We start from the raw sequence: 15,726 nt of genomic DNA on the forward strand, positions 1-15,726 counted from the left end.
TATTTCCCTCTTAACCTTTGATTCCGCTGCTGGTAACGCCCTGTACGAAGTAGCGTTGTGCCAGGAAGAACACGATGATGGATGGCAGAATGGAGATACTCGCCATTGCCAGAATTTCGTTCCACGGAGCGCCTTCCGTGACGTCGATGGACATTTTCAGCGCCAGTGCGATCGGATATTTATCCACGCTGTAGACGTAAATCAGCGGGCCGATAAAGTCGTTCATTGACCACATAAACTGGAACAGCGCCACCGAGATAATCGCCGGTTTCAGGATCGGCACCACCACGTACCACAGCACCTGAATAGAGTTACAGCCGTCGATCTGCGCCGCCTCTTCCATATCGCGCGGTACGCCGCGCAGGAACTGGATCAGCATGAAGACGAAGAATCCCTGGGTGGCGAAAGCCAGCGGCAGATACAGCGGCAGATAGCTGTTCAGCATGCCCATTTCACGGAACATCAGGTACTGCGGGATAAGCAGGACGGTGCTCGGCAGCAGCATGGTGGTGATGAGCGTGGCGAACCAGAATTTCTTCCACGGGATTTCGAAGCGGGCAAAGCCGTAGGCCACGATAGTGGAGGAGATAATGGTCAGCAGGACTTTCGGGATCACATACTTAAAGGTGTTCAGCATGTAGTGCCCGAAGTTGTACTCGGTGCCGGTTTTCCAGCCGTTAATAAAGCCGTCCCAGGTCGCGTGGGCCGGCCACAGGCTCAGGGTGGTGAAAATCTCATGGTTCGGTTTGAACGACGCCGAGAACATCCACACCAGCGGGTAAAGCATCAGCAGGCCGACGAACAGCAGGATGACATAACGGATTGTCCGGCTGACTTTTTCGCGGCGCAGGGTGCGGGCAACTTCGCGCTCCGCAATTTCCATTGCCGGGGTGATTTGTTGAATATCAGCCATTTTTGCCTCCTTTATCGGCGGAGTAGAACACCCAATATTTCGATGACTTAAAGGCGATGGCGGCAAAGACCGCAACCACCAGGAACAGCACCCACGCCAGCGCCGCGCCGTACCCCATATCGAAGTACTTAAAGGCGGTGTCGTAGATATAGAGCGAGAACAGATAGGTGGAGTAGGTTGGGCCGCCGCCGGTGATGACGTACGGACCGGTAAACTCCTGGAACGCCTGGGTGGTCTGCATAATAAAGTTGAAGAAGATGACCGGCGTAATCAGCGGCACGGTGACCTTCATAAACATCTGCCACTTCGAGGCGCCGTCGATCATCGCCGCTTCATACTGTGACTGCGGGACGTTTTGCAACGCGGCGAGGAAGATGACCATCGCTGAACCAAACTGCCAGACGCGCAGCAGAGTGACGGACATCAGCGCCAGCGACGGCTCGCCGAGCCAGTTCACCGGGTCGAATCCCAGCACGCCGATAAAGCTGTTCAGCAGGCCGTCGATAGCAAACAGCGCGCGCCACAGGACGGCAATCGCGACCGAGCTACCGAGAATCGACGGAATGTAATAAGCGGTGCGGAAAAAGCCGATACCGCGCAGCTTAAAGTTGAGGACAAATGCAATACCCAGTGCGAAAGCCAGTTTTAACGGAATCGTTAAAAAGACGTAGGCAAAGGTCACGCCCATGGATTTCCAGAAGAGGCCATCTTCGGTCAACATGTAGCGATAGTTTTCAATGCCGTTAAACACCGGCGGGCTCATCAAATCGTACTCAGTGAAACTGAGAAAGAAAGATGAAACAAAGGGAAAAGCGGTAAAGACTATCAGCCCGATGATATAGGGCGATATCCATGCCAATCCCAACATCTTGTTTTCATTCATACATACCTACCTGGCTTACGAGTTTGTAAAACGGATTCGGTGTCGTGGTTTTCTGCGCCCGGTCGCGGCCAGAAAGTGAATCGGTATCGGGTGTATCAGCTGGCGTTGGCTTCCTTTTTTAACTTTGTGTTTGTTATGGGCTTTTGCTCGCAGCGTCCCTGCTGAGCCTGAATGTTTCGGTTTTTACTTGTCCGGTGACTCAGTTTTATAAAACGCCGTTTTAATTTTATTTTATTGCGATTTATTACAGAGTCATTCGATTCATAGCGGAAGTGTGATCGAAGTCGAAACGATGTTTCAAAAAATGAGATGGCGAGCGTTCTCCAGAGCTGACAGGTGTCTGGAGATAGTGCCGAAGAAGGGATCTTGTGCAGGGATGAGCAAGATAAGTGGCAGGCTAATCATTTTGCTGTTACATATTTTTTAACAAATTATTCTGGCGGAAAGGAAGGGGGGGAAAGGGGGCATCACGAATATGCCCCTGGGAAGCGTGGTTTACAGGAAATCCTCACGAACGGGAGTAAAGGTATCCAGCAGGGTGCCAGGCTTCAGACAGATGCAGCCGTGCATAATATGCGGTTTTTTGTAGAGCGTATCTCCGGCGCGCACCACGCGTTTCTCTTCTCCGATGGTGAACTCAAATTCGCCGGATAGCACATAGGTCAACTGTTCGTGAGGGTGATTATGCATTGGACCGATGGCTCCGGCGTCGAAATTGACCTCTACGGCCATCATGTTGCCACCGTGCGCAAGAATACGACGGGTCACGCCATTGCCCAGATCTTCAAGGGTGGTCTCGTTATGAAAAATAAACATCCGGCAGTCCTGTAGTTAAGTGAAACAATGTTTCATTTAATTTATCGCAGAATCGTCGGGAAAGAAACGATCGACAAGAGAAGTGGAAAGTTGATCACAAGTTTGTTTCACTGGAGCAAAGCATAACCAGGAGCGGATGATGAAAACGATTGGCCTGTTGGGCGGCATGAGCTGGGAATCCACCATTCCCTATTACCGTTTGATCAACGAAGGTATCAAAGCACATTTAGGCGGCCTGCATTCGGCGAGTCTGCTGCTGCACAGCGTCGATTTCCATGAGATCGAAGCCTGCCAGTCCGCAGGAGACTGGGATCGCGCCGGCGAGATGCTGGCGCAGGCGGCAGTTGGCCTGCAGCAGGCGGGGGCGGAAGGGATTGTTCTGTGTACCAACACGATGCATAAAGTGGCGCAGGCCATCGAAACGCGCTGTGAGGTGCCGTTCCTGCATATCGCCGATGCCACCGGGCGGGCGATTACCGCCAAAGGCCAAAAGCGGGTTGCCCTGCTTGGAACGCGCTATACCATGGAGCAGGATTTTTATCGTGGGCGCCTGCAGGCGCAGTTTGCTATTGAGACGCTGATTCCGGAAGCTGACGATCGCGAACGCATTAACCGGATTATTTTTGATGAGCTGTGCCTGGGCGCGTTTAATGACGACTCCCGCGATTATTACCTGCAGGTGATTGACGCGCTGGCGGAGCAGGGCGCAGAAGGGGTCATTTTCGGCTGTACCGAGATTGGCCTGCTGGTGCCGGTGGAGAGCAGCCCGCTGCCGGTGTTCGATACCGCCGCGATTCACGCCGCGGACGCGGTGACGTTTATGCTCTCTTAAGCATCGCGTCCAGCGGACCCTGAATCCGCGGCAGGCTCCCCTGCAGGTGCTGAATAAATGTCTCGACCAGCGCCGAGCCCGGGCGGTGCAGCGGGCGGATCAGGCTGACGGTGAACGGTACGTCGACGCTAAAGCGGCGCACCGCCACGCCGCTTTCGCCATAGTCGAGGGCGGTCAGCGGGTTGACGACTGAGATCCCGACGCCTGCCCGCACCATCGCACAAACAGAGGCCGCGCTGTGGGTCTCCACCACCATCCGGCGCTTCACCTGATGCTCGGCAAACAGGGCATCAAGCAGCTGACGATAGCTGTCGGTGCGCGACAGGCTGATATAGTTTTCACCGTGGAAATCGGCCGGAGTCAGCTCCTGCTTGCTGGCAAGCGGGTGGCTCTGCGGCAGCACGCAGACCTCGTTGAGCGTTAACAGCGGCGTGCGTTCGGTCCCGGCGGGCGTGTGCAGGGTTTCCGTCAGGCCGAGATCGTGACGTTGGGCGGAGAGCCACTCCTCCAGCAGGGGGGACTCTTGCGGCACAATCTGCAGGCTGACCTCGGGATAGCGCGCCAGAAAGGGCTGCAGCAGCAGCGGCAAAAACGACTGAGAAAACACCGGCAGGCAGGCGACAGACAGTTCGCCCTGACGGAACTCTCGCAGGCTCTCGGCGGCGCTGACGATACGGTCCAGTCCGTACCAGGAGCGCTGAACCTCTTCAAACAGCCGCAACCCCTGCACCGTCGGCTGCAAACGCCCGCGGGTGCGTTCAAACAGCTTCAGCCCGATCACCTTTTCAAAGCGTGCCAGCTCGCGGCTGACGGTCGGCTGAGAGGTATTCAGCAGACGAGCCGCCTCGGTGAGGTTGCCGGTGGTCATCACCGCATGGAAGATTTCAATATGGCGTAAATTGACGGCAGGCATTTCGGCTCTCGGCGGATGGACGGTATCCATATCATTTTTGCATAGAGTCACGATAAAACGATATTTTTTATTCTCTTCAGGCTATGGCGTAATCATAAAAAAACGCGCACAACACAATAACGCCGGAGTTCACTATGCCACGCTCGCTTTACGCTACCGATACCGACCTGACTGCCGAGAACCTGCTCCGTCTGCCTGCCGAGTTTGGCTGCCCGGTGTGGGTCTATGACGCGCAGATTATCCGCCGCCAGATAGCCCAGCTCAGCCAGTTCGACGTGGTGCGTTTTGCCCAGAAGGCCTGCTCCAATATCCATATTTTGCGTCTGATGCGTGAGCAGGGCGTTAAGGTGGACTCCGTCTCCCTCGGGGAGATTGAACGTGCGCTGGCGGCGGGGTATGACCCGCAGCAGCACCCGGAAGATATCGTTTTTACCGCCGACCTGATTGACGAGGCGACGCTGGAGCGCGTCAAGGCCCTGCAGATTCCGGTTAATGCCGGTTCAGTCGATATGCTGAGCCAGCTGGGGGAAGTCTCTCCAGGCCATCGCGTCTGGCTGCGCGTCAACCCGGGATTTGGTCACGGCCACAGCCAAAAAACCAACACCGGCGGCGAAAACAGCAAACACGGGATCTGGTACAGCCATCTGCCGGCGGCGCTGGAAGTGATGCGTCGCTATCAGCTCCAGCTGGTGGGGATCCACATGCATATTGGCTCCGGGGTTGATTATGGCCACCTGGAACAGGTTTGCGGCGCGATGGTGCGTCAGGTGGTTGAGTTTGGGCAGGATCTGCAGGCGATCTCCGCCGGCGGCGGACTGTCGATCCCTTATCACGAAGGTGAAGAGGCGATCGATACCGATCACTACTACGGCTTGTGGAACGCCGCGCGCGAGCAGATCGCCCGACATCTCGGCCATCCGGTGAAGCTGGAAATCGAACCGGGTCGCTTCCTGGTGGCCGAATCCGGGGTGCTGGTCTCTCAGGTACGTAGCGTCAAAGAGATGGGAAGCCGCCACTTTGTCCTGATTGATGCCGGTTTTAACGATCTGATGCGTCCGTCAATGTACGGCAGCTATCACCATATTACCGCTCTGGCGGCGGATGGCCGCAACCTGAGCGCCGCACCGCTTATCGACACCGTCGTGGCCGGGCCGCTGTGCGAATCGGGCGACGTCTTTACTCAGCAGGAAGGGGGCAAGGTGGAGACGCGTTTGCTGCCTGAAGTCGCGCCGGGAGATTATCTGGTGCTGCATGATACGGGGGCTTATGGCGCGTCAATGTCCTCAAACTACAATAGCCGTCCGCTGCTGCCGGAAGTGCTGTTCGACAACGGCAGCGCACGGCTGATCCGTCGTCGGCAGACGATTCAGGAGCTGCTGGCCTTAGAGCTGTTCTAAAAATATGGCCCCGTCGTTACCGACTCACGCAATACCAGCGTACCGGTAAACGGCGGGATCGTTTCGATCGGCTGGTCGTTGGCGAGCTTGATCGCCTGATCGATCGCGGTGGTGATCATATTATCGATCGGCAGATAGACCGTCGACAGGCCGGGTTCCAGCCATTTTGCGCTCGGGGCATCGTCGAAGCCGAACAGCGAAACGTCCTGCGGGATCCGCAGCCCCGCCTGATGCAGCGCTTTTGAGGCGCCCAGCGCCATATCATCGTTACATGAAAACAGCGCGCTGAACGTTGTTTTCTCATCAAGCAGCTCGCGGCACAGCTCATAGCCGCGGGTCATCGTCGAATCACCGTATTTAACTTTCGCCGGATCCCACGCGATACCATGCTTTTTCAGGGCCTTGCGGTATCCCTGCAGACGGGCTTTGCCCGTGGGGGTATGCATCGGCACGGTCATGCAGGCGATATCCCGGTGCCCTTGCGTAATCAGATAATTGACCGCCTGAAAGGCCGCATCTTCCTGCTCGAAGAACACGCAGCGTTCCCGCGCCAGGCTGACGTCGCGGTTAATCACCACCAGCGGCATATCGATGGATTCGATCAGCGACATGATCTTCTTTTCGCTCATGTGGCGGGTATAGAGAATGATTGCGTCGCACTGGCGGTCGGCGAGCATCTGCACCGCTTCTTCTTCGCGTTCCGGAGCATCGTGGCCGTCGGTGACGATTAGCTGTTTTCCCCAGGCTTCCGTCTGGCGTGAAGCCTGTTGTAGCAGGCGGCCAAAATAGAAACCATCGAAGGTAGAAACCACCAGTCCGATACTGTTGCTGGTGCGGTTCGCCAACGAACGGGCGAGAAAGTTTGGCCGGTATCCCAGCTCTTCCATCGCTTTGAATACCTGTTGGCGGGTGCTCTCTTTTACCTGACCTGTGCCGTTCAACACGCGGGAAACCGTCGCTTTAGAGACGCCTGCGCGAATTGAGACATCCAGCATTGTAGCCATTCATCGATTCCTGATTTCACGTGATAAGCCGCAGTTTATCACAGACATTCAGAGGGATATGCGCTCAACCGGGCGCAAAGAACTATCGCGATCACGCTTTTTGCAGGAAGTGTCCGCAAAATGGCGCTTCCACGCGTTGAGGTCCTCGCCATCGGTCGCTGCGGGCGCGGTATACTGGCAGCCAGAGGATTTTTCAGCAGGGGATCGGTTATGCATATTCAGCCCTTATACGCCGCGCCGCAGCACGCCGAACAGGTGGCGATGTGGCTCTGGCAGGCCTTTGGCGGCGAAACGCTGCCGCTGCCTTTTTTTGCGACTCTCGTTGCCCACAGCCAGACGCCGGAGGCGCTGCCGCTCACCTTTATCGCCGTCGAAGGGGAGACGCTTGTAGGGACGGTGGGGCTGTGGCGCTGCGACTTAATCAGCCGTCAGGATCTGTTCCCGTGGATGGCGGCGCTGTACGTCGCCCCGGATGCGCGCGGACGGGGAATCGCGGGACAGCTGCAACAGCATGTGATCGACTATGCCCGCCGGCTTGGGCACCCGCAGCTGTATCTCTACTCCGCCTGCCGCGATTTTTATGAGCGTTTTGGCTGGCAGTATATTGGTGAAGGGCTGGATTACCCGGCCACCGCCGTCAGCCTGTATCGTTACGACTTATCGCTTTCCGATGGCGCCATTACCGAGTGACGGCGAACCAGCGTCGGGCTGAATAAATGGGTGATTTCAGGCGCCGGGCGCTGATCCGCCAGCGCCAGCGCCAGTTCGGCGGCCTGGGTTGCCATGGTGACGATGGGATAACGCACCGTCGTCAGGCGCGGGCGAACGTAGCGAGAGATCAGCACATCATCGAAGCCAATCAGCGAAATCTCGCGCGGGACGTCGATACCATTATCATTCAGCACCCCCATCGCACCGGCGGCCATCGAGTCGTTATAGCAGGCGACAGCGGTAAAATTCCTGCCGCGTCCCAGGAGTTCGGTGATGGCCTGTTCGCCGCCGCTTTCATCAGGTTCGGCAAAGGTCACCAGCCGATCGTTACAGGGCAGACCGCTCTCCGTTAACGCTGCGTAATAGCCTTGCAGGCGATCTTCAGCATCAGAAATCGCGTGGTTGGAACAGAGGTAGCCGATACGGGTATGCCCCTGTTGGATCAGATGACGGGTCGCCAGCCAGGCGCCGTAGCGGTCGTCCAGGGCGACACAACGCTGTTCAAAACCCGCCAGAATACGGTTGATCAGCACCATGCCGGGGATCTGTTTCATCAACCCGGCGAGCTCGTCGTCAGGGATCATTTTCGCGTGCACCACCAGCGCAGCGCAGCGATGGCGGATAAGCTGCTCAATTGCCTGGCGCTCTTTTTTAATGCTGTGATACCCGTTGCCGATCAGCAAAAAGTTACCGGTGTTGTAGGCCACCTGCTCGACGGCTTTGACCATAGCGCCGAAGAAAGGATCGGACACGTCGCCCACCACCAGACCGACGGTTTCCGTCGACTGCTGCGCCAGCGCGCGCGCATTTGCATTGGGATGATAATTGAGCGTTTCCATCGCCGCAGTCACCGACTGGCGCGAGGTTTCACTGGCTTTGGGGGAGTTGTTGATCACGCGGGATACGGTAGCGACGGACACTCCAGCGAGTCGGGCTACATCCTTAATTGTCGCCATACCAGACCTTTTATAGGGTAAGCGTTTACATACCGGTTATGTTACGGGAAAGTGCGGCAGATTCAAGGCTGGAGGCGCCTGGCTTCGCGCAAATGTGATGCAGATTTGCCTTCATGGTGAAAAAGTTACACCGCGACAAGCGCAGGAACGCAGACGAATGAAACGGCGGCGGGAACATTCACACCTTTGCTTACACTTTGCGATTAGCTGTTGCGAATGTTCGCTGGTTTATCCGTTCATTGCATTGATATTCTGGCTATCCCAGAGGTATTGATAGGTGGAGCTAACGTTACGTTGGCCACTCTAATTACACCAGCCTGCGCAGATGCGCAGGTTTTTTTTTGCCCGCAGGCGGAAGATGTCGCGTTCCGCTCCCGTGAAACGCTCTCGCCCCCCGCAGCAGATCCCCCTCTTCCTGTCCACCGCTCGCCGCTGTTACAGATAGCGAAAATGGCAATAACTGGTTGCACTTAGGTTTATTCCCTTGCGTTTTATCGCTGGTGCGGCAGGGGCAAAAAACCTGACAATCAGGGTCCCAGAGGTATTGATAGGTGAGTTTTTAAGTACGCGTTTCGTACTGATTATCTTGCACCGGCCTGCGCAGATGCGCAGGTTTTTTTTCTGCCAAACATTCTTCCTCGCACTGCTTTCAACCGCCTTCTCGTGTAACCTGCAATGACTTAATAACCGGTCACATGGAGTTGTTATGCTGTTGGCATTTTTCAGGCTGTTGTTCAAAGGGTTGTATCGGGTCAGAGTGACCGGCGACACGCAGTCCTTGCAACAACAAAAGGTGTTGATCACCCCGAATCACGTCTCTTTCCTCGATGGGATCCTGCTCGCCTTATTCCTGCCCGTCCGACCGGTCTTTGCGGTGTACAGTTCTATCAGCCAGCGCTGGTTTATGCGCGTGCTGACGCCGCTGATCGATTTTGTCCCGCTCGACCCGACGAAACCGATGTCGATAAAACACCTGGTGCGGCTGATTGAACAGGGGCGTCCGGTGGTTATTTTCCCGGAAGGGCGTATCTCGGTCAGCGGTTCGCTGATGAAAATCTATGACGGGGCGGCGTTTGTGGCTGCAAAGTCGCAGGCCACCATTATCCCACTGCGTATCGAAGGCGCGGAGCTGACCCCGTTTAGTCGTCTCAAGGGGCTGGTCAAACGTCGTCTGTTCCCTCGGATCCAGCTGCATTTGCTGCCGCCAACTCGCATTGAAATGCCTCAGGCTCCCCGCGCCCGCGATCGCCGCAAAATTGCCGGGGAAATGCTGCACCAGATCATGATGGAAGCGCGCATGGCGGTGCGTCCACGGGAAACGCTGTATGAATCGCTGCTGGCGGCGCAGGATCGGTTCGGCGCACGAAAACCCTGTGTGGAAGACATTAACTTTCAACCCGATACCTATCGCAAACTGCTGACCAAAACCCTCTTTGTGGCGCGCATCCTCGAAAAATACAGCGCTCAGGGTGAAAAAATCGGCCTGATGTTACCCAACGCCGGCATCAGCGCGGCGGTCATTTTTGGCGCTATTGCCCGCGGGCGTATTCCGGCGATGATGAACTACACCGCCGGGGTTAAAGGGCTGAGTAGCGCGATTAGCGCCGCGGAAATCAAGACGATTTTTACCTCCCGTACCTTCCTTGATAAAGGCAAACTCTGGCATCTGCCGGAGCAGCTTACTCAGGTGCGTTGGGTCTTTCTTGAAGACCTGAAAGGCGACGTTACGACCGGCGATAAGCTGTGGATCTTCGGCCATCTGCTGGCGCCGAAACTGGCGCAGGTCAAACAGCAGCCGGAAGATGCGGCGATTATCCTCTTCACCTCCGGTTCCGAAGGCAACCCGAAAGGGGTCGTGCATAGTCATAAAAGTCTTCTGGCCAACGTCGAGCAGATTAAAACCATTGCCGACTTTACAGCCAACGACCGTTTTATGTCGGCGCTGCCGCTGTTCCACTCCTTTGGGCTGACGGTCGGCCTGCTGACCCCGCTGTTTACCGGTGCAGAAGTGTTCCTCTATCCCAGCCCGCTGCATTACCGCGTGGTGCCGGAACTGGTTTACGACCGCAACTGTACAGTGCTGTTTGGGACCTCGACCTTCCTCGCGAACTACGCGCGCTTTGCCAACCCGTACGATTTCTATCGGCTTCGCTACGTGGTCGCCGGGGCGGAAAAGCTTCAGGAGAGCACAAAGCAACTGTGGCAGGATAAGTTTGGCCTGCGCATTCTCGAAGGCTATGGCGTCACCGAATGTGCGCCGGTGGTATCGATTAACGTTCCGATGGCGGCGAAGGTGGGCACCGTCGGGCGTATTCTGCCGGGGATGGATGCGCGCCTGCTGGCGATGCCGGGTATTGAAGAGGGCGGCCGCCTGCAGTTAAAAGGGCCGAACATCATGAACGGCTATCTGCGGGTGGAGAACCCGGGCGTGCTGGAAGCGCCGACGGCGGAAAATCAGCATGGCGAAATGGAAAGCGGCTGGTACGACACCGGGGATATCGTCACCTTTGACGAGCAGGGCTACGTGCGCATTCAGGGACGTGCTAAGCGCTTCGCGAAAATCGCCGGTGAAATGGTGTCACTGGAAATGGTTGAGCAGGTTGCTCTGGGCGTCTCACCTGACAAGATGCATGCCACGGCGATTAAACAAGATGCTGGTAAAGGCGAGGCGCTGGTGCTGTTTACCACCGATAATGAACTGAACCGTGAAAAACTGCTGCGCTACGCCCGTGAACATGGTGTACCGGAGCTGGCGGTACCGCGCGACATTCGCTGGCTGAAGCAGCTGCCGGTTCTCGGCAGCGGCAAGCCGGACTTTGTCACCCTTAAAAGTATGGTTGAGCAGACGGAAGATTCTGATGAGTGAGTCAGTACACACTAACACCTCGCTGTACTCAAAAGGAATGATGGCGGTCATCTGCGCCCAGTTCCTCTCGGCATTTGGCGATAACGCCCTGCTGTTTGCCACGCTGGCGCTGATGAAGCAGCAGTTCTATCCGGACTGGAGCCAGCCGGTGATGCAGATGTTGTTTGTGGGTGCTTACATACTATTTGCGCCGTTTGTCGGCCAGTTTGCCGACAGCTTTGCCAAAGGGCGAGTGATGATGGTCGCCAACGGCATGAAGCTGGTTGGCGCAGGCTGCATCTGTTTTGGTCTGAACCCGTTTATCGGCTATACCCTGGTGGGGATGGGGGCGGCGGCCTATTCGCCGGCCAAATACGGCATTCTTGGCGAGCTGACCACCGGAGATAAGTTAGTGAAAGCTAACGGCTTGATGGAGTCGTCGACCATTGCGGCGATTTTGCTAGGATCGATGGCCGGCGGCATTCTGGCCGACTGGCATGTGCTGGCCGCGCTGGCCATCTGCGCGCTGGTGTACGGCGGGGCGGTGATCGCCAACCTGTGGATCCCGAAGCTGCCGGCGGCGCGTCCCGGTCAGTCATGGCGTTTTACGCCGATGACCCACAGCTTTTTTAGCGCTTGTAAGACACTCTGGCGGAATGGCGAAACACGTTTCTCCCTGATGGGAACCAGCCTGTTCTGGGGCGCCGGCGTGACGCTGCGTTTCCTGCTGGTGCTGTGGGTTCCGGCGGCGCTTGGCATCACCAGTAACGCCATGCCGACCTATCTCAATGCGATGGTCGCCGTCGGGATCGTGTTGGGCGCCGGCGCGGCGGCCAGGCTGGTCACCCTACAAACCGTCTCTCGCTGTATGCCTGCCGGGATTTTAATCGGCGTCGCGGTGATCCTCTTCGCCGTACAGCACGCTCTGTTACCGGCATTTGCTCTGCTGCTGCTGCTCGGTATCTTTGGCGGCTTCTTTATTGTGCCGCTCAATGCGCTGCTGCAGGAGCGCGGGAAGCATACCGTTGGCGCAGGTAATGCGATTGCAGTGCAGAATCTCGGCGAAAACGTGGCCATGCTGCTGATGCTGGGGCTCTATTCGCTGGCGGTGAGAATCGGTATTCCGGTAGTTGGCGTCGGGATTGGCTTTGGCGCGGTGTTTGCACTGGCGATCGCCGCGCTGTGGCTGTGGGGCCGACGTCAGTCGTAGCTCGCGTCGGCCGTTTACGGCGTCACCTGCGGATCCCCGGCTCGCATCAGGCCAGCCGGGCGATGGCTTCGTCTCTGTGGTAACCCGGATAAGGCGTCAGCCGCTATCCGGGCGAGTTCGACGCTTACGGTGCCGGGTAGGTATAGACCTGATGCACCGCTTCAATTTCCGCTAATACCGCTTCACTCAGCTCAAGATGCAGGCTCTCCACGTTGGTTTTAAGCTGCTCCAGCGTGGTGGCGCCCAGCAGGGTGCTGGCGACGAACGGCTGACGACGGACAAAGGCCAGCGCCATCTGCGCCGGGTCGAGGTTATGACGTCTGGCGATATCGACATAGGCCGCTACCGCTTTCTGCGACTGCTCGCTGCTATAGCGCGTGAAGCGGCTAAAGAGCGTATTACGCGCGCCGGCCGGTTTTGCGCCGTTAAGGTACTTGCCGGTCAGGGTGCCAAATGCCAGACAGGAGTAGGCCAGCAGCTCAACGCCTTCATACTGGCTGACTTCCGCCAGACCCACTTCGTAGCTGCGGTTCAGCAGGCTGTAGGGATTCTGGATGGTGACGATGCGCGGCAGGTCGTGTTTATCCGCCAGGTGAAGATAACGCATAACGCCAAAGGCCGTTTCGTTGGAGACGCCGATATAGCGGATTTTACCGGCCCGCTGGAATTCGGTGAGCGCTTCAAGCGTATCCAGCAGGGTGACAACCGGCGTGGAGTCGGTCCAGCTATAGCCTAGTTTGCCAAAGCAGTTGGTCGGGCGCTGCGGCCAGTGAACCTGGTAGAGATCGAGATAATCGGTTTGCAGGCGCTTCAGGCTGTCGTGCAGCGCGTCACGGATGTTTTTACGATCCAGCGCATGGTTCGGACGAATGCTGCTGTCGTTGTTACGCGCAGGGCCGCTGACTTTAGAGGCGATAATCAGCTTTTCGCGATTGCCGCGTTTCGCCAGCCAGTTGCCGACGTAGGTTTCCGTCAGCCCCTGGGTCTCCGGGCGCGGCGGTACGGGATACATTTCAGCGACATCAATCAGGTTAATGCCCTGGCTGACAGCGTAGTCGAGCTGTTCGTGCGCGTCGGCCTCGCTATTCTGCTCACCAAAAGTCATAGTGCCCAGCCCGAGCGTGCTGATTTCAAGAGAACTGTGTGGGATACGGTGATACTGCATAGCCGGCTTCCTTTTTTATTAACAAGGTCAGGAGTTCCCCCGACAAAGGAGTATCAAAATGGCAGAGGGGGAGAAAAAGAGGAAGTAAAAAATCAAAAAAGCCGGGGTTTCATAATCCGAAGACGCGATGCCGCGGAGGTTTCAGAGGATCCCGACTCTTTAATAAGAGGGTTCGCTGTCGGAGAAGGCGGCCTCGCCAGGCAAGTGCTGGCAGGCGGCTGGCCGACGAAAAGTCTTAACGTTTAATAATCTGCGAGACATCGTCGCGGTTGATCTGCATTTTATTGCCCTGCTGATCTTCGTAACTGATGAGGCCGGTATCATCATCAACGGCTGGCTTACCATCGGTCAGGATCATGCGTCCGTCTTTTGTCGCCATCACGTAATCGCTGCTGCAACCGGAAACCGAGAACGCCAGTCCTACGGCGGAAATCAATACTGCCCATTTTTTCATCGTCATTACCTCTTGAATGGTCGCACCTCACACCAGTGTATTAATAGCCTGATTTGTGAGACATAAAAAGCAGTAAAGTCTTAAAAAAGTTTGCAGCCCAGGTTTGGGCTGCATTTTTGTGGGTTACAGCGGATTTTTTTTATTACGCAGCAGGTTAAGACTTTCGACGGCAATCGAAAAGAACATCGCGAAGTAGATGTAGCCTTTCGGAATATGTATCTCAAAGCTTTCCAGCATCAGGGTAAAGCCGACCAGAATCAGAAACGACAGGGCCAGCATTTTTACCGACGGATGACGGTCAACAAAGTCGCCAATCGGTCGGGCGGCGAACATCATTACGCCGACGGCAATGACCACCGCAGCCATCATGATGAACAGATGATCCGACAGCCCAACGGCGGTAATGACCGAGTCGAGGCTGAAAATGATATCCAGCACCATGATCTGTACGATGGCGCCCATAAATGAATGGACGTTGGTTTTCAGCCCTTCCTCTTCGCCCTCGATCGACTCGTGGATCTCTTTACTCGCCTTCCAGATCAGGAACAGACCGCCGAGCAGTAAGATCAAATCGCGAAACGAGATCGCATGGTCGAAAACGGTAAACAGCGGATTGGTCAGCTTCACGACCCAGGCGATAGAGGCCAGCAGCCCCAGACGCATCAGCATCGCGCCCATCAACCCGATACGTCTTGCGTGAGCACGCTGGGCGGTGGGCAGTTTGGCAACAACCAGAGAGAGAAAAATAATATTATCGATCCCCAGCACGATCTCCAGCAGCGTCAGCGTACCGAGCGCCAGCCAGGCGTTGGGATCGGTTATCCATGCAAATAACATTGTTCAAAGTCCTGCAAAAAAGAAAGTCGCAATTATATGCAACCTGGCAGGCAGAACAAAAAATTAATCGTGGCTGAGGAGAAAATGACGGGCCAGCAGGGCGGCGGTGAAATTCTTCTTCAGGTAGAAGCCGCGCGGCAGCGTGAGAATCGGCTCACCGCGGGCGCCAATCGCCTCGGTTAACGCTTTGCTGTTGGCGGCTTTCGGGCGCAGCTGCAGCACCTCGCCATGACGGGCGGTGATGCGTTCCACCTGGCCGAGCACGATCAGATCCATCAGCTCCTCCCAGTCCATTCGCAGCTGGCGATCCTCTTCTTCATTGGGGCTCCACAGCAGCGGGGCGCCGACGCGGCGTTCCGCCAGCGGAATGGCGCGATCCCCTTCCACCGGCACCCACAGGACGCGTTTGAGCTTATGGCGCACGTGACTGCTCTCCCAGGTCACGCCGCTGTTACCCGTGAGTGGGGCGACGCAAACAAAGGTGGTTTCCAGCGGACGGCCCTGGCTATCGACAGGAATGGTCTTCAGCTCGACGCCCAGCGCGGCGAAATCCTGCTCGGGTTTACTTCCGGCGCTGGCGCCCAGCCAAATCTCCAGCAGAATACCGATCCATCCTTTATCGCGTTTTAAATCGCGAGGAATGGGAATCCCCGCCAGCGCCGCCAGCTCGCCCAGCGAGTAGCCTGCCAGCCCCTGCGCCTGGGCCAGGAGCTGCTGCTGGGTTTGCGGTGGGGACGTTAACGGCGCGATGGCGGGCATACGGTAAAACCTCTGGTTAAAAAATGAACGG

General features: G+C 56.6%; 15 protein-coding genes. 5 read left to right on the plus strand and 10 right to left on the minus strand.

Annotated elements, in window-relative coordinates; all coding sequences use genetic code 11:
• Positions 1 to 10: 10 nt before the first annotated feature.
• From OQV00_RS04620 to OQV00_RS04630, 3 genes are all read right to left on the minus strand, one after another.
• A complete protein-coding gene (locus tag OQV00_RS04620; RefSeq protein WP_004867156.1) occupies positions 11 to 913 on the minus strand; it encodes a carbohydrate ABC transporter permease in 903 nt (300 codons plus the stop codon).
• Positions 906 to 1,796 carry a carbohydrate ABC transporter permease gene (locus OQV00_RS04625; protein WP_004115132.1) on the minus strand — a complete coding sequence of 297 codons (891 nt, stop codon included), beginning with the start codon at positions 1,794 to 1,796 and terminating at the stop codon, positions 906 to 908. Before OQV00_RS04625 ends, OQV00_RS04620 begins: the two co-directional genes overlap by 8 nt.
• A 495-nt stretch (positions 1,797 to 2,291) precedes the next feature.
• The gene (locus OQV00_RS04630) at positions 2,292 to 2,612 is read right to left on the minus strand and encodes a cupin domain-containing protein (protein ID WP_004867153.1); all 321 of its coding nucleotides are present in this window, start codon (positions 2,610 to 2,612) and stop codon (positions 2,292 to 2,294) included.
• Positions 2,613 to 2,751: 139 nt separating this feature from the next.
• On the opposite strand from OQV00_RS04630, the gene OQV00_RS04635 reads away from it, so the two are divergent.
• Complete coding sequence (locus OQV00_RS04635; protein WP_004867150.1) at positions 2,752 to 3,444, plus strand: aspartate/glutamate racemase; 693 nt, start codon at positions 2,752 to 2,754, stop codon at positions 3,442 to 3,444.
• Here OQV00_RS04635 and OQV00_RS04640 read toward each other — a convergent pair.
• On the minus strand, positions 3,431 to 4,357 hold the full coding sequence (locus tag OQV00_RS04640) for a LysR family transcriptional regulator (protein ID WP_004867147.1): 927 nt from the start codon (positions 4,355 to 4,357) through the stop codon (positions 3,431 to 3,433). The two genes, OQV00_RS04635 and OQV00_RS04640, sit on opposite strands and share 14 nt — an antisense overlap.
• A gap of 134 nt (positions 4,358 to 4,491) precedes the next feature.
• Between OQV00_RS04640 and lysA the strand changes: the two genes are divergently transcribed.
• A complete protein-coding gene (lysA, locus tag OQV00_RS04645; protein ID WP_004867144.1) occupies positions 4,492 to 5,754 on the plus strand; it encodes a diaminopimelate decarboxylase in 1,263 nt (420 codons plus the stop codon).
• Here lysA and OQV00_RS04650 read toward each other — a convergent pair.
• Positions 5,751 to 6,749, minus strand: coding sequence for a LacI family DNA-binding transcriptional regulator (locus OQV00_RS04650; protein ID WP_160873358.1), 999 nt, complete (start codon positions 6,747 to 6,749; stop codon positions 5,751 to 5,753). The genes lysA and OQV00_RS04650 overlap by 4 nt on opposite strands.
• A 219-nt stretch (positions 6,750 to 6,968) precedes the next feature.
• On the opposite strand from OQV00_RS04650, the gene OQV00_RS04655 reads away from it, so the two are divergent.
• Positions 6,969 to 7,448, plus strand: coding sequence for a GNAT family N-acetyltransferase (locus OQV00_RS04655; RefSeq protein ID WP_004867136.1), 480 nt, complete (start codon positions 6,969 to 6,971; stop codon positions 7,446 to 7,448).
• Here OQV00_RS04655 and galR read toward each other — a convergent pair.
• Positions 7,409 to 8,425 carry an HTH-type transcriptional regulator GalR gene (gene galR / locus OQV00_RS04660; RefSeq protein ID WP_004867133.1) on the minus strand — a complete coding sequence of 339 codons (1,017 nt, stop codon included), beginning with the start codon at positions 8,423 to 8,425 and terminating at the stop codon, positions 7,409 to 7,411. The two genes, OQV00_RS04655 and galR, sit on opposite strands and share 40 nt — an antisense overlap.
• Before the next feature lie 706 nt (positions 8,426 to 9,131).
• Here galR and aas point away from each other — a divergent pair.
• Positions 9,132 to 11,291, plus strand: a complete 2,160-nt coding sequence (aas, locus tag OQV00_RS04670; RefSeq protein WP_032718193.1) for a bifunctional acyl-ACP--phospholipid O-acyltransferase/long-chain-fatty-acid--ACP ligase — start codon at positions 9,132 to 9,134, stop codon at positions 11,289 to 11,291.
• Positions 11,284 to 12,480: a lysophospholipid transporter LplT gene (gene lplT / locus OQV00_RS04675; RefSeq protein WP_015585838.1), complete on the plus strand. Its 1,197-nt coding sequence runs from the start codon at positions 11,284 to 11,286 to the stop codon at positions 12,478 to 12,480. The genes aas and lplT overlap by 8 nt, the downstream gene beginning before the upstream one ends.
• 124 nt (positions 12,481 to 12,604) lie before the next feature.
• On the opposite strand, the gene OQV00_RS04680 is transcribed toward lplT, so the two are convergent.
• The 4 genes from OQV00_RS04680 to mutH form a co-directional block, all read right to left on the minus strand.
• Positions 12,605 to 13,645, minus strand: a complete 1,041-nt coding sequence (locus tag OQV00_RS04680) for an NADP(H)-dependent aldo-keto reductase (protein WP_004867120.1) — start codon at positions 13,643 to 13,645, stop codon at positions 12,605 to 12,607.
• Positions 13,646 to 13,880: 235 nt separating this feature from the next.
• Positions 13,881 to 14,099 (minus strand): YgdI/YgdR family lipoprotein, encoded by a 219-nt coding sequence (locus tag OQV00_RS04685; RefSeq protein ID WP_004867116.1) that lies wholly within the window; start codon positions 14,097 to 14,099, stop codon positions 13,881 to 13,883.
• A 123-nt stretch (positions 14,100 to 14,222) separates the two neighbouring features.
• On the minus strand, positions 14,223 to 14,936 hold the full coding sequence (locus OQV00_RS04690; protein WP_004867113.1) for a TerC family protein: 714 nt from the start codon (positions 14,934 to 14,936) through the stop codon (positions 14,223 to 14,225).
• Positions 14,937 to 14,999: 63 nt separating this feature from the next.
• Positions 15,000 to 15,695, minus strand: a complete 696-nt coding sequence (gene mutH, locus OQV00_RS04695; RefSeq protein WP_004867110.1) for a DNA mismatch repair endonuclease MutH — start codon at positions 15,693 to 15,695, stop codon at positions 15,000 to 15,002.
• Between the last annotated feature and the right edge of the window lie 31 nt (positions 15,696 to 15,726).

This window comes from Klebsiella sp. DY2415, assembly GCF_026314315.1.
GTDB lineage: Bacteria > Pseudomonadota > Gammaproteobacteria > Enterobacterales > Enterobacteriaceae > Klebsiella > Klebsiella ornithinolytica.